Origin of the sequence: Variovorax sp. RA8 (assembly GCF_901827175.1) — a bacterium.
Taxonomy (GTDB): Bacteria; Pseudomonadota; Gammaproteobacteria; order Burkholderiales; family Burkholderiaceae_C; genus Variovorax.
In genome coordinates this window covers 2078178-2090440 of sequence record NZ_LR594662.1, presented here as the reverse complement: position 1 = coordinate 2090440, position 12263 = coordinate 2078178, and the positions used below count along the sequence as shown (strand labels likewise).

General features: G+C 68.1%; 11 protein-coding genes. 5 read left to right on the top strand and 6 right to left on the bottom strand.

The genetic code is table 11. The annotated features are described in order from the left end of the window. Positions 1–10 precede the first annotated feature (10 nt). From tauA to pdxR, 3 genes are all read right to left on the bottom strand, one after another. Positions 11–1027, bottom strand: coding sequence for a taurine ABC transporter substrate-binding protein (tauA, locus tag E5P3_RS09950; RefSeq protein WP_162585820.1), 1017 nt, complete (start codon positions 1025–1027; stop codon positions 11–13). Positions 1028–1178: 151 nt separating this feature from the next. Further along, positions 1179–1934 (bottom strand): SDR family oxidoreductase, encoded by a 756-nt coding sequence (locus tag E5P3_RS09945; RefSeq protein WP_162585819.1) that lies wholly within the window; start codon positions 1932–1934, stop codon positions 1179–1181. Between the two features lie 111 nt (positions 1935–2045). After that, a complete protein-coding gene (gene pdxR / locus E5P3_RS09940; protein WP_162585818.1) occupies positions 2046–3581 on the bottom strand; it encodes a MocR-like pyridoxine biosynthesis transcription factor PdxR in 1536 nt (511 codons plus the stop codon). 118 nt (positions 3582–3699) lie between these two features. On the opposite strand from pdxR, the gene E5P3_RS09935 reads away from it, so the two are divergent. Then, positions 3700–4107 (top strand): nuclear transport factor 2 family protein, encoded by a 408-nt coding sequence (locus tag E5P3_RS09935; protein WP_162585817.1) that lies wholly within the window; start codon positions 3700–3702, stop codon positions 4105–4107. Between the two features lie 21 nt (positions 4108–4128). Further along, positions 4129–5577, top strand: coding sequence for an NAD(P)/FAD-dependent oxidoreductase (locus tag E5P3_RS09930; protein WP_162585816.1), 1449 nt, complete (start codon positions 4129–4131; stop codon positions 5575–5577). 19 nt (positions 5578–5596) lie between these two features. Here the strand turns inward: E5P3_RS09930 and E5P3_RS09925 are convergent, their stop codons facing one another. The 3 genes from E5P3_RS09925 to E5P3_RS09915 form a co-directional block, all read right to left on the bottom strand. Continuing rightward, positions 5597–6082, bottom strand: coding sequence for a hypothetical protein (locus E5P3_RS09925; protein WP_162585815.1), 486 nt, complete (start codon positions 6080–6082; stop codon positions 5597–5599). 30 nt (positions 6083–6112) lie between these two features. Continuing rightward, positions 6113–7267 (bottom strand): zinc-dependent alcohol dehydrogenase, encoded by a 1155-nt coding sequence (locus E5P3_RS09920; RefSeq protein ID WP_162589621.1) that lies wholly within the window; start codon positions 7265–7267, stop codon positions 6113–6115. A gap of 213 nt (positions 7268–7480) precedes the next feature. After that, positions 7481–8446 (bottom strand): LysR substrate-binding domain-containing protein, encoded by a 966-nt coding sequence (locus E5P3_RS09915; RefSeq protein ID WP_162585814.1) that lies wholly within the window; start codon positions 8444–8446, stop codon positions 7481–7483. A gap of 34 nt (positions 8447–8480) precedes the next feature. Between E5P3_RS09915 and E5P3_RS09910 the strand changes: the two genes are divergently transcribed. From E5P3_RS09910 to E5P3_RS09900, 3 genes are all read left to right on the top strand, one after another. Then, positions 8481–9434 carry a Bug family tripartite tricarboxylate transporter substrate binding protein gene (locus E5P3_RS09910; RefSeq protein ID WP_162585813.1) on the top strand — a complete coding sequence of 318 codons (954 nt, stop codon included), beginning with the start codon at positions 8481–8483 and terminating at the stop codon, positions 9432–9434. A gap of 227 nt (positions 9435–9661) precedes the next feature. After that, positions 9662–11266, top strand: a complete 1605-nt coding sequence (locus E5P3_RS09905) for an ABC transporter substrate-binding protein (protein WP_162585812.1) — start codon at positions 9662–9664, stop codon at positions 11264–11266. 15 nt (positions 11267–11281) lie between these two features. Further along, the gene (locus tag E5P3_RS09900; RefSeq protein ID WP_162585811.1) at positions 11282–12250 is read left to right on the top strand and encodes an ABC transporter permease; all 969 of its coding nucleotides are present in this window, start codon (positions 11282–11284) and stop codon (positions 12248–12250) included. Positions 12251–12263: the final 13 nt, after the last annotated feature.

Genomic DNA, 12263 nt, shown 5'->3' with positions numbered 1-12263 from the left:
GCCTTTCTTGCTACTTCGCAGCCGCCATCGCCTTCTCGACGTAGGCCGTGGTCACGAAGCCGCTGTAGTCGGGCTTGACCTCCTGCACCCGCCCCTGCTCCTTGAGGAACACGGCCGTGTTCGCCATCGCCTTGGCCGCGCCGCCGCCCAGCCAGGTCGGCGAGACCTGCTCGGCCAGGGTCGGGAAGCTGTAGAGCGCCATCGCCGCGCCCACGTCCTTGGGGTCGGCCTTGGTCCACTTGGCCATGGCCTTGATCTGGGGCGAATCGGGCGTCCAGCTCTTGCCGGAGGCCTTGTACTCCTCGTTGGCGCGGTTGAGCGCCTTCACGAAGGCGACCATGAACGGTTCGTTGGCGGCGGCCCACTTGGCGTTCACCACGATGCCCTCGAAGGTGGGCGCGCCGCGCTTGCCGATGCTGCCGGAGGTGGCGATGGTCTTGCCGGTGGAGCGGATCCTGGACAGCACCGGGTCCCAGATGAAGGTGGCGTCGATGTCGCCGCGCTCCCAGGCGGCCGCGATCTCGGGCGGGCGCATGTTCATCACGTTGACGGTTTTCGGGTCCACGCCGTCCATCTTCATGCCGGCCATCAGCTGGTAGTGGGCGGTGGAGACGAAGGGCGTGGCGACTTTCTTGCCCTTCAGGTCCTTCATGCTCGTGATGCCGGCGGCGTTGCGCGCGACCAGCGCCTCGGCGTCGGCGATGTCGGCGGAGATCCAGAACAGCTTGATGTCCTGGCCCTGGCTGGCGGCGGCGGTCAGGGGGCTGGAGCCCGTCTCGCCCATCTGCACGTCGCCCGAGGCCATGGCGCGGATCACGTCGCCGCCGCCCGAGAACATGCGCCAGTTGATCTTGTAGCCGGTGGCCTTCTCGACCTCGCCCGACTCCATGACCAGGCGCAGCGGCACCAGCATGTCCTGGTGGGCGAAGGTCAGCTCCTTGGTCTGGGCCTGGGCGGCAACGCCGCCGAGGGTCAGCGCGGCGGCCAAGGCCGCGCCTGAGAGGGTGAAGCGCCGGGACATGTTCATTCGTTTCTCCTGGGTGGTGAATCGAATGGGACTTTGCACCCATCGGCGCGCAGCCGGAAGTGCCAGCCGCGAAAAGGGCATGGAGCCAGGGGATGGGGACTTACCCTTGTTGTGGTGCGGGGCGCACGAGCGCGGTGCGCTCGCGCATTGCCTATTGCTTGCTGCCAGCCGTCCTCAGCCAGTCCGCGAATGTCATCTTGCCGAGGCGCGGATTCTTGCCCGGCGTGAGCGACCGGTCGTCGACCGGGGTGCCGAAATACGACGCTTCGGGGTCGGAGACGACCTGGCGGGCATCGCCGGTGCCGCGCAGGAACTGCTCGACCAGCTTGTCCATCCCCAGCGCGACCGGACCGGCGACCTCCAGCATCCCGTTGATCGGCGCCTCCAGCGCGATCTCCGACAGCGCCTGCGCGACGTCTTCAGCCGCGATGGGCTGGATGAGCGAAGTGGACATCCGGACCTTGTCGCCTTCCGCGCCCGACTGCGCGATGCCGGCGACGAATTCGAAGAACTGCGTCGCGCGCACGATGGTGTAGGGGATGGGCGACGCCTCGATCAGCTTCTCCTGGGCCATCTTGGCGCGGAAGTAGCCGCTGGCGAGGAGCCGTTCGGTGCCGACGACCGACAGCGCGACGTGGTGCTTGACGCCCGCCAACTGTTCGGCGGCCAAGAGGGTGCGCCCCGAGGTCTCGAAGAAGTTCATGACCGCGGCGTCCTCCCAGGAGGGCGCGTTGGCGACATCCACGACGACCTGGGCGCCCTTCAGCGCCTCGGCCAATCCCTCGCCGGTGAGGGCATTGACGCCGGTCGACGGCGAGGCGGCGACGACCTCGTGTCCCTCCTGGCGAAGCTTTTGCACCAGTTTCGATCCGATGAGCCCGCTGCCACCGATAACGACGATCTTCATATGAATTCCTTTGCATCCAGGGTTTGTCTGCCGACTGCCGGACAGTCACCCCGTGCGGCTGTCCGGTTCCTACATGCAAGACGTCCCGGCGCGCGGGTTTGTGACACCGAGTCAATGGGTGCGGGGGGCGGCGCTCAGGCTCTCCCCCCGCGCCTGCGCCAACTCCTGCACCGCCACCCCCAACGCCCTGATCCCCGCCGGAATCTGCGCCGCCGCGATCGACGACAGCCGCAGCCGGAAGAAGGGACACGGATAAGGCGGCTTCGCAAAGAACACATCCCCTGCCTCGATCAGCACCCCATGGCTGCGCGCCATCAGCGCCAGCTCGGCCGCATCCACCCACGACGGCGCCTGCACCCAGATCGACGCGCCGCCCGAGGGCAGCGTGAACTCGAAGTCCGGCAGATGCTCGCGCAGCGCCTGCGCCGCCAGCGCCAGCCGCTCCTGCATCGCATGGTTGACGCGCCGCGCATGCGACTCGTGATGCCCCAGCGAGAGGAAGAGTGCATATGCATGCTGCAGGAAGGCGCTGGGATGCCGCACCATCGAATGCCGGATCACCCGCAGCTCCTTGATCAGCGCGCGCGGTGCCACGATGAACCCCAGGCGCAGCGCCGGCGAGAGGCTCTTGGAGACCGAGCCCACATAGATCACCCGCCCCGTCTTGTCCAGGCTCTTGAGCGCGGGCATCGGCGTGCCCTCGTAGAGGTTCTCGGCCTCGTAGTCGTCCTCGATGATCACGAAGTCCTGCAGTTCGGCCTTGCGCAGCAGCCACTGGCGCCGCTCCAGGCTCAGCGTGGCGGTGGTGGGGCTCTGGTGCGAAGGCGTGCAGAACAGGTAGTCGGCGGCCGGCAGCGCATCGACCACCAGGCCTTCCTCGTCGACCTCGATCTCCACCCACTTCGGATTGCGCATCGCGAAGCTGTTGCGCGCATGCGGATGGCCCGGCTCCTCCAGCCCGACGCGCGTGTGCTCGTCGAACAGCGCCTCGGCCAGCAGGTAGCAGGCGTGCTGGGCGCCGAGGGTGACGAGGATCTCCTCCTTCAGCGCGAACACGCCGCGCCGGGGCAGGAGGCGCGTGCGGATCTGCTCGATCAGGTCGGGCACGTCGTCGGTCTCGAAGTCCGGCGTCCAGTGCGGCAGCTGCGAGCGCGCCAGGCTGCGCGCGCAGCATTCGCGGAAGTCCTCGGTCGGAAACAGCTGCGGGTCGTAGGTGCCGTAGACGAAGGGGTACGGGTAGTCGCGCCACCGGTCGGGCTTGGAGAGCGTGGGCCGGTCCACCTGCGAGCGCAGCACCCGCGCCGACCACTCGGGCGGCTGGCCGGACTGGCCGCTGCGGCCCACCAGCGGCTCGGCCAGCTCGGCCGTGAGCGGCCGCGCGTTGTGCGCGACGAAGACGCCGCTGCGCGGGCGCGCTTCCAGGAAGCCCTCGTCCATCAATTGCAGGTAGGCCGAGGTCACGGTGTTGCGGCTCAGGCCCAGCAGCGCCGCCAACTCGCGCGACGAGGGCAGCGGCGCGCCGGGGCTCAGCCGATCCTCGAGGATGGCCTGCACGACGGCCGCGCGCAGGCGGCCCTGCAGCGGCAAGCCGGGTTGCTCGGGCAGCGCGAAAAGCTGCGCCCATTGGATGGATCGGGGGTTGGGCATGGTGCGCAAAGTTTAGGCCGATCGGGCCGACTGGCTCGGTCGAATCCCCGCATCTGGCCCTATCGCGCCGCGCGCCGGCTCTCTACGCTTGCGCTCATCGACAAGACAGGAGTTCCGCGTGACCGCAGCAGCATCGCCCGCCCCCGTGACCATCGCCACCCTGGAGGCTTTCAGCGAGGCCTGGAACCGCCACGACATCGAGGCCCTGATGGGCTTCATGCACGAGGACTGCGTGTTCCAGACCGCCGCCGGCCCCGAGGCCTGCGGCACCCGACACAGCGGCACGGCGGCGGTGCGCAAGGCCTTCGAAGCGGCCTGGGAGACGGTGCCCGACGCGCAGTGGCGCAACGGCCAGCATTTCGTGGCCGGCGACTTCGGCACCTCGCAGTGGACCTTCACCGGCACCGCGGCCGACGGCAGCCGCATCGAGACCGATGGCATCGATGTCTTCGGCTTCAAGGACGGCAAGATCGCGCTCAAGAACGTGTTCCGCAAGACGCGGCCGAACCTGCCCGCGGCGAAGTAGTTCCTGGTTCAAGGAAACGCCATGACGATCACCGCAGGCACCGCGCAGTTCTCGACCGGCGGCCGGGCCGCGCCCGCGGCCAAGCCCTACGACCCCCGCTACGACCCCCTGGTGGCGCCCGACCCGGGCGCCGGCCGCGCCTACGCGCCCACCTGGTGGGTGGCCAGCGCGGGCACGCCGCCCGAGGACGACGGGCCGGTGCTGCGCGACATCGATGTCGACGTCGCCATCATCGGCTCCGGCGCCACCGGCATGTCGACCGCGCTCTACTTGGCGCAGGAGCACGGCATCCAGGCGACGGTGCTGGAAGCCAACCAGGCCTCCTGGGGCTGCTCCAGCCGCAGCGGCGGCCAGGGCCAGAACGCCAGCGGCCGGCTCAAGCGCTCGCAGTGGATCCAGCGCTGGGGCCTGGACACGGCCCGGCGCCTCGATGCCGAGATCCGCGCCGGCTTCGAGAATTTCAGGGACCTGACGACGCAGATCGACTGCGACGCCTACGACGGCGGCCATCTCTACCTGGCCCACCGGCCGGAGAAGCTCGCCGGCCTGGAGGCCGAGGCGCGCCTGATGCGCGAGCAGTTCGGCTACGACACGCGCATGCTCAGCGCCGAGGAAGTGCGGCGCGACTTCTGCGACGAGCGCGAGGCCGTGGGCGCGCTCTTCGAGTCGGAGGGCGTGGGCATCCATCCGCTCAAGTTCACCTTCGGGCTGATGCGCAAGGCGCGCGCGTTGGGCGTGAAGGTCCACACCTCGAGCCCGGTGCAGGGCTGGCAGACCATCGACGGCGTGCACCACCTGCGCACCCCCGGCGGCATCGTGCGCGCGCGGCGCGTGGCGGTGTGCACCGGCGGCTACACCGGGCAGGCGCTCTCGCCGCTGCTCAAGAACAAGATCATGCCGATCCTGTCGAACTCGGTGGTCACCCGCCCGCTGACCGAGGCCGAGCTCCAGGCCACCAACTTCAAGTCGCTCACCTTCCTGACCGACACGCGCACGCTGCGCTTCTACTACCGGCTGCTCAAGGGCAACCGGCTGCAGCTGGGCAGCCGCAGCTCCGTCAGCGGCGCCGACGCCGAGGACCCGGTGCACCTGAAGCTGCTCACCGATGCGATCGCGCGCAAGTTCCCGCCGCTGGCCGGCATCCAGATCGACTATTCGTGGTGGGGCTGGGTGGACGTAAGCCACGACATGATGCCGCGCATCACCCAGCCCGAGCCCGACAAAAAGATCTGGTACGCGGTCGGCTACGGCGGCAATGGCGTCTCCTTCTCGACCTGGGCCGGCAAGCGCCTGGCCGAGCGGGTGGCCGGCCAGGACGCGGGCCGAGAGGTCTTCGAGCTGCCCATCTACCGCTCGCCCCTGCCTTTCCCCAACGTGCTGGGCCTTGTGGAGTCGCCGGCCTTCGCGCCCTTCAGGCGGATCGGGCAGCGGGTGCTCTACAAGTGGTATTGGCTGCGGGACGAGAAATAGCCCGGCCGCCCAGCCGGGACTAATGGCGCCGGCTTCGCCGCCTGAGCGCCAGCCAGCACAGCCCGATCGTGCCGGCAAGGATCAGCGCCTTGCGTGCCGCGCCCACGGGGTTGTGCCGCAGCTCGGCGCGCCCGCCCATCTCGGCGTACAGGCGCGGCACGTGGCCACGCGACAGGTCGTCGACCAGCCCCTCGCCGACATTCACCCGGTCGGCGAAGAGCAGCAGCAGCCAATGGCGCAAGTCGTTCTCGCTGTGCCTGAATGCCAGCCGGCGCAAGTGGCCGCTCAGCCCGCTCGGGGGCACCGTGCTGCCGAAGACGGAGGTGATGCCCGGCCGCTCCGTCGAGTGCAGCACCTCGACATGGCGCGACTGCTGCTCGGGGTGGTCCCAGTGCACGCCTTCCAGGCGAGGCGGATGGCGCTCGCGCGGGTAGGCGGGGCGGTTGGCGTGGTCGAGGTCGGCGCCCCAACCCTGGATATGCGCGTACTTCTCGGGCGTTGTCATGTGGGCTCCTTTCTTTGCCGGCTCACCTTCTCAGTGCGGCGCGCCTGGGGGGATCAGCACTGTCTTGATGCAGCCATCCAGCTTGCTGGAGAAGAGGTGGTAGGCGTCGGCCACCTCCTCCAGCGGCATGCGGTGGGTGATGATCTTGTGCGGCTGGATGCGGCCCGCCTGGATGTGCTCGATCAAGCGCGGCAGATGGCGCTTGACGCTCGCCTGGTTCATGCGCAGCGTCAGCCCCTTGTTGATCGCATTGCCGATCGGCACGAAGTTGAAGGTGGGGCCGTACACGCCGACGATCGACACCACGCCGCCCTTGCGCACCGAGTTGATGGCCCAGTGCAGCACGGTGGCCGCGCCGGCCTGCAGCTTCAGCTTCACGCCGGTGAGCTGCTGCAGGAAGTTCCCGGTGGCCTCGCAGCCCACGCAATCGATGCAGACGTCCGCGCCCAGCCCATCGGTCATCTTCTTGATATGGATCGCCATGTCGTTCACGCTGCGCAGGTTCAAGGTCTCGCACTGGGCGAAGTTCCTGACGAAGTCCAGCCGGTAGTCGAGGTGGTCCACGACGATCACGCGGCCAGCACCCAGCAGCCACGCGGACTTGGCCGCAAAGATGCCGACCGGCCCCGCGCCGAACACGACCACCGTGTCGCCTTCCTCGATCTCGCCCATCTCCGCCGCCTGGTACCCGGTCGGGAAGGCGTCGGTGAGCATGACGGCGTCCTCCAGCAGCAGGTCGTCCGGAATGCGGGTGGGGCCCACGTCGGCCATGGGCACGCGCACGTACTCGGCCTGCCCTCCGTCGTACCCCCCGGCCGTGTGCGAATAGCCGTAGATGCCGCCGAGCGCGGTGGCCTCGGGGTTCGTGTCATGGCAATTGCTGTAGAGCTCGCGCTGGCAGAAGTAGCAGGTGCCGCAGAAGATGTTGAAGGGCACGAGCACCCGATCGCCCGGCTTCAGGTTGCGCACCGAGCTGCCGACGTCCGCCACGATGCCGACGAACTCATGGCCGAAGGTGCTTCCCACGCGCGTGTCGGGCACGAGCCCGTGGTAGAGGTGCAGGTCCGAGCCGCAGATGCAGGATCGCGTCACCTGCACGATGGCATCGTTCGGATGCTCGATCACCGGGTCGGGCTTGTGGACGGCCCGGATGCGATAGGGGCCTCGGTAGTCCATGGCTAGCATCGTGTTGTCCTTTCGATCCATGATCTGCAAGGTGGATGACAGGGCCACCGCGCTCGCGTTCGAGGCCCTGGAAGATCCGACAGGTTGGCCGCGTTCGGCGCGTGGTGCGTAGGTGAGAGGCGGGCTTCGCCGGCGCTGCGCGCCTACAGAGCGACGTGCGCTTGCGCAGCCGCTCAGCCGCCTCGGCTGCCACGCTGTCGCCGCAACCCTTCGTCAGTTGAGGCGCAGGATCTTCTTGCACTCCGCCTCGAGTGCGAGGGAGAGCGCGCGGCATGCCGGAGCCAGGCGAACGTCACTGCGCGTGTAGAGGCCAGCCGTCAGGAGCGGCAAGGGCTTCGACAACGGGATCTCCTCCAGCAGGGCTGCGACAGCGGGCTCGTTCAGCATCGGCTTGGCGACGAGCGCAAGCGCATCGCTTTGGGCGAGTGTCGAGATCTTGATGGCGTGCGAGTCGCACTCTGCCGCCGATCGGGGAATGGACAGCCCCTCGGCCCGGAACGCTTGCTCCAGCACCCCGCCTTTGCCCCGGGGGCGCGTCATGATCCAATGGGCCGATCCGAGTTCCTGCAAGCTGCGCGCACTCCGAAGCGGGTGCCCCTTGCGGCCCACCACCGTCAGGCGAAACCGGGCCAATGCCCGAACCGTGAACCCACTGGTGGACTCATCGTCGAGGCGCAGGCACACCGCAAAGTCGATCGACCCGTCGCGCAACATCGGCAGCAAAGTCTCCTGGGTGCCCTCGATCACGCGCACGATCGTTCCGGGGTGCTCGCGGCCATGGCGCGTGAGTACCGGAGGGACGAGCCAGGCACCGATCACGGAAGCAACGCCCACGGTGACCGAGTCCCTCGCACGCCCGGCGAGCCGCTCCATGTCCTCGCGGGCCTTTTGTACCTCGGCCTGAATGCCGCGAGCTCGTGGAAGCAGGGCTCGCCCGGCTTCAGTCAAGACGATGCCCTGGCTGCTTCGATGCACCAGGACCACATCGAGATCCTGCTCCAGCACGCGCAGGCTCTTGGTCACCGAAGGCTGTGACAAGCCCAGGGTTCGGGCGGCGGCGCGGATGCTGCCTGTCTCCGCAATCGCGCAGAGGACCTTCAGTTGCCCGAGTTGCATGAAGTGATAGCCAAAGGTTATCCCGGAGAAGCTTCGGCATCTTACGGGCAGGCGGGTCCACATGCTTTACTGCGTCCAGTTCGAAGAGGAACGCACCATGAAGAGACTTCTGTACCTTCTGATTGGCCTGCTTGCAGCCGTTGCCGCCGCCGCGCAAACCGGCAGCCCTCCCCACATGACGATCATCGTCGGCGGGCCTCCGGGCACGCCGGGCGACATCGTCGCCCGGGTACTCAGCGACCCGCTCGGAAAGGAACTCGGCCAACCGATCGTGGTCGAGAACCGGCCAGGAGCCGCAGGAAGCATTGCACTTGGCGCGGTCAGGCGCGCCACGGCCGATGGCAACACGCTGGGCGTCTTCGCCCTGCAGTCCACCGTCGCCGCGCACACCGTCAAGTCCTTGCCGTACGACACCGCCCGCGACCTGGCTCCGGTTCGACAGATCTCGACCGTCGCCAACGTCCTGGTCGTGAGGTCGGAAGGAACAGCCGTGGAGTTTGCCGACCTGCTGCGCCGCGACCCGCAGTCCAGGCTGGCCTATGCTTCGGGCGGAACAGGCACGCCTTCACACCTCGCTGCCGAGTTGTTCGCGCAGCATGTCAAGACGCAGATCCGGCACGTTCCCTTCAATGGGCCGATCGCGGCACTCACCGCGCTGGCCGGTGGGCATGTGGATGCGATGTTTGCAACGGCGCCTGCCTCCCTGCCGCTCATCAAGGGCGGCAAGTTGAGGCCACTGGCGGTGACCTCCCCGCAACGACTCCCGACCTTGCCTGACGTGCCGACCCTGGTGGAGCTCGGCTACGCCGACGCCAGCCTGGTTGACTGGCACGGACTGGTCGCGCCCGCGGGAACCCCGCCCGAACGCATCGAACAGATCTCGACCGCGATCGGCAAGGTCCTGGCCGACGAAAGCGTTCGCCAACGCCTGCAGTCGGCTGGGGTGCAACCCGTGGGCGCGTCCGGCCCGCCCGCCTTTCGCAGCTTCGTCGACGACGAGACCCGCCGTTGGACCGAAGTCCTGCGACGCGGGGGAATCTCGCTTCAGTAGCGCAGCACTGCGGGCCCGGCAGCCCGCTGCAGCGAGCTTGCGCGGCCTCCGACCCGGTGGCCAGATTGGGGCGCGCGCGTTTTCATGGTGCACCCCCGGGCAAACCCGAGCCTTCTGGCTCTGCATGTCGCGCCCCGTTGGATCTTCGCCGCGGCACCGCGTACGCCTATCGTCGACCTCGCGGCCGGCAACAGCCGGCTCATCTGTCGCATTTCACGAGGTCTCGCATGCCCCAACTCCCGACCACGCGCCGCGCCGCGCTGCTGTCCGCCACCCTGCTCGCCGCCAGCGCGCTCCTCTCCATGCCTCCTGCCGCCATCGCCGACGAAGCCCCCAAGCGCGGCGGCACGCTGGTGCTGGGCAGCACCCAGATCCCACGGCACCTGAACGGCGCAGTGCAGTCGGGCATCGCGACCGCCGTGCCTTCGACGCAGATCTTCGCGAGCCCGCTGCGCTTCGACGACAAGTGGAACCCGCAGCCCTACCTGGCCGAGTCGTGGAAGCTGGCCGAGGACGGCAAGTCGCTCACGCTCAACCTGCGCAAGAACGCCGTGTTCCACGACGGCAAGCCGGTGACTTCGGCCGACGTGGCCTTCTCGATCATGGCGATCAAGGCCAACCACCCGTTCACCACCATGATGGGCCCGGTCGAAAAGGTGGACACCCCCGACCCGCACACCGCCATCATCCGCATGAGCACGCCGCACCCGGCGATCGTGCTGGCGATGTCGCCTGCCCTGTGCCCCATCCTGCCCAAGCACATCTACGGTGACGGGCAGGACCTCAAGAGCCACCCTCGCAACAGCACCGACGTGGTCGGCTCGGGCCCTTTCAAGCTCGTCGAGTTCAAGTCCGGCCAGCGCATCGTGATGGAGCGATTCGACAAGTTCTTCCTCCCGGGCAAGCCTTACCTCGACAAGGTGATCGTCAACATCACGCCCGACATGTCCAGCCTGATGCTGGGCCTGGAGCGCGGCGACATGCAGATGCTGCCCTTCGCCAGCGTGCCCACAGACCTTAAGCGCCTGGCGAACAACCCTCAGGTCACGTTCACTCCCAAGGGCTACGAGGGCATCGGCGCGCTGAACTGGCTGGCCTTCAACCTGACGAAGAAGCCGCTGTCCGACGTGCAGGTGCGCAAGGCCATCGCCACCGCCATCGACAAGAACTTCATCACCAAGGCGCTGATGGGCGGCTTCGCGACGCCGGCCGACGGCCCGATCGTGGCCAGCAGCCCCTTCGCCGTGCCGGACCTGGTGCGCTACCCGGTGGACCTGAAGAAGGCCGCCGCGATGCTGGACGCGGCAGGCTACAAGGCCGGCGAGAACGGCGAGCGCTTCAAGCTCACCATCGACTACCTGCCCGGTGCCGACGACCAGCAGAAGACGGTGGCCGAGTACATCCGCGGTCAGCTCAAGAAGATCGGCATCGCGGTCGAGGTGCGCGCCTCGGCCGACTTCCCGGCCTGGGCCAAGCGCATGGCCTCGCACGATTTCGACATGTCGATGGACCTGGTGTTCAACTGGGGCGACCCGATCATCGGCGTGCACCGCACCTACCTCTCGACCAACATCAAGCCGGTGGTCTGGACCAACACGCAGTCCTACAGCAACCCGAAGGTCGACGAGCTGCTCAACACCGCCGGCGGCATCATCGACCCGACCAAGCGCAAGGCCTACTACGCGACCTTCGAGAAGATCGTGACCGACGAGCTGCCCATCGTCTTCATCAACCAGGTGCCCTACCACACGGTGGCGAGCAAGAAGCTGGGCAACGTGCCGGCCACCATCTGGGGCCCGATGTCGCCCTACGACGAGGTGTACTTCAAGTAGGCGGGAGCGACGACCATGCCGCGCTACATCGCGTCGCGCCTGCTGCAGGGCCTGGCCCTGGTGCTGGCGGTGGTGATCCTCAACTTCGTGCTGGTGCACGCCGCGCCCGGCGATCCGGTAGAGACCATCGCCGGCGCCAGCGGCGGCATGTCGCCCGAGATGATGGCGCAGCTGCGCAGGCAGTACGGGCTCGATCGCCCGCTGCCGGTGCAGCTGGGCGTGTACCTCGGCAAGGTGCTGCAGGGCGACCTCGGCTATTCCTACTTCTTCAACCTGCCCGTCACCGCGCTGATCGCCGAACGCGTGCCCGCCACGCTGCTGCTGGTGCTGAGCGCGGTGCTGCTGGCCTTCGGGGTCGGCACGGCCCTGGGCGTGCTCTCCTCGCGCAAGCCCAACGGGCTGCTGTCGCAGTTCATCACCGTGCTGTCGATGGTGGGCTTCGCAGCGCCGGTGTTCTGGGTCGGGATCATGCTGATGATCCTGTTCGCCTCCATCCTGCCCATCCTGCCGGTGGCAGGCATGCGCTCGGCCGACAGCTCGGGCGGCGGCATCGCCGACGTGCTCGACGTGCTGCATCACCTGGTGCTGCCGACGGTCACGCTCGGCCTGGTCTACCTCGCGCAGTACAGCCGGCTGGCGCGCTCCTCGATGCTGGACGTGCTGGGCGCGGACTTCATCCGCACCGCGCGCGCCAAGGGCCTGGCAGAGCGCGTGGTGCTCTACAAGCATGCGCTGCGCAACGCGCTGCTGCCGGTGGTGACGGTGCTGGGCCTGCAGTTCGGCAACGTGCTGGCCGGGGCGATCCTGGTCGAGACGGTGTTCAACTGGCCCGGCCTCGGGCGGCTCGCCTTCGACTCGGTGCTGCGCCGCGACTATCCGACCATCCTCGGCGTGCTGCTGTTCTCCTCCATCGTGGTCGTCGTGATGAACCAGCTCACCGACCTGTGCTATCGCCTGATCGATCCGCGGATCAAGTCCTCATGAACAAGAGCGCCAC

Coding starts and splice junctions, on each gene's coding strand:
- pdxR (WP_162585818.1), bottom strand. CDS start 3,581: ATGCCCAACCCCCGATCCATCCAATGGGCGCAGCTTTTCGCGCTGCCC.
- E5P3_RS09930 (WP_162585816.1), top strand. CDS start 4,129: ATGACGATCACCGCAGGCACCGCGCAGTTCTCGACCGGCGGCCGGGCC.
- E5P3_RS09905 (WP_162585812.1), top strand. CDS start 9,662: ATGCCCCAACTCCCGACCACGCGCCGCGCCGCGCTGCTGTCCGCCACC.
- E5P3_RS09920 (WP_162589621.1), bottom strand. CDS start 7,267: ATGCTAGCCATGGACTACCGAGGCCCCTATCGCATCCGGGCCGTCCAC.
- tauA (WP_162585820.1), bottom strand. CDS start 1,027: ATGAACATGTCCCGGCGCTTCACCCTCTCAGGCGCGGCCTTGGCCGCC.
- E5P3_RS09945 (WP_162585819.1), bottom strand. CDS start 1,934: ATGAAGATCGTCGTTATCGGTGGCAGCGGGCTCATCGGATCGAAACTG.
- E5P3_RS09915 (WP_162585814.1), bottom strand. CDS start 8,446: ATGTGGACCCGCCTGCCCGTAAGATGCCGAAGCTTCTCCGGGATAACC.
- E5P3_RS09900 (WP_162585811.1), top strand. CDS start 11,282: ATGCCGCGCTACATCGCGTCGCGCCTGCTGCAGGGCCTGGCCCTGGTG.
- E5P3_RS09910 (WP_162585813.1), top strand. CDS start 8,481: ATGAAGAGACTTCTGTACCTTCTGATTGGCCTGCTTGCAGCCGTTGCC.
- E5P3_RS09925 (WP_162585815.1), bottom strand. CDS start 6,082: ATGACAACGCCCGAGAAGTACGCGCATATCCAGGGTTGGGGCGCCGAC.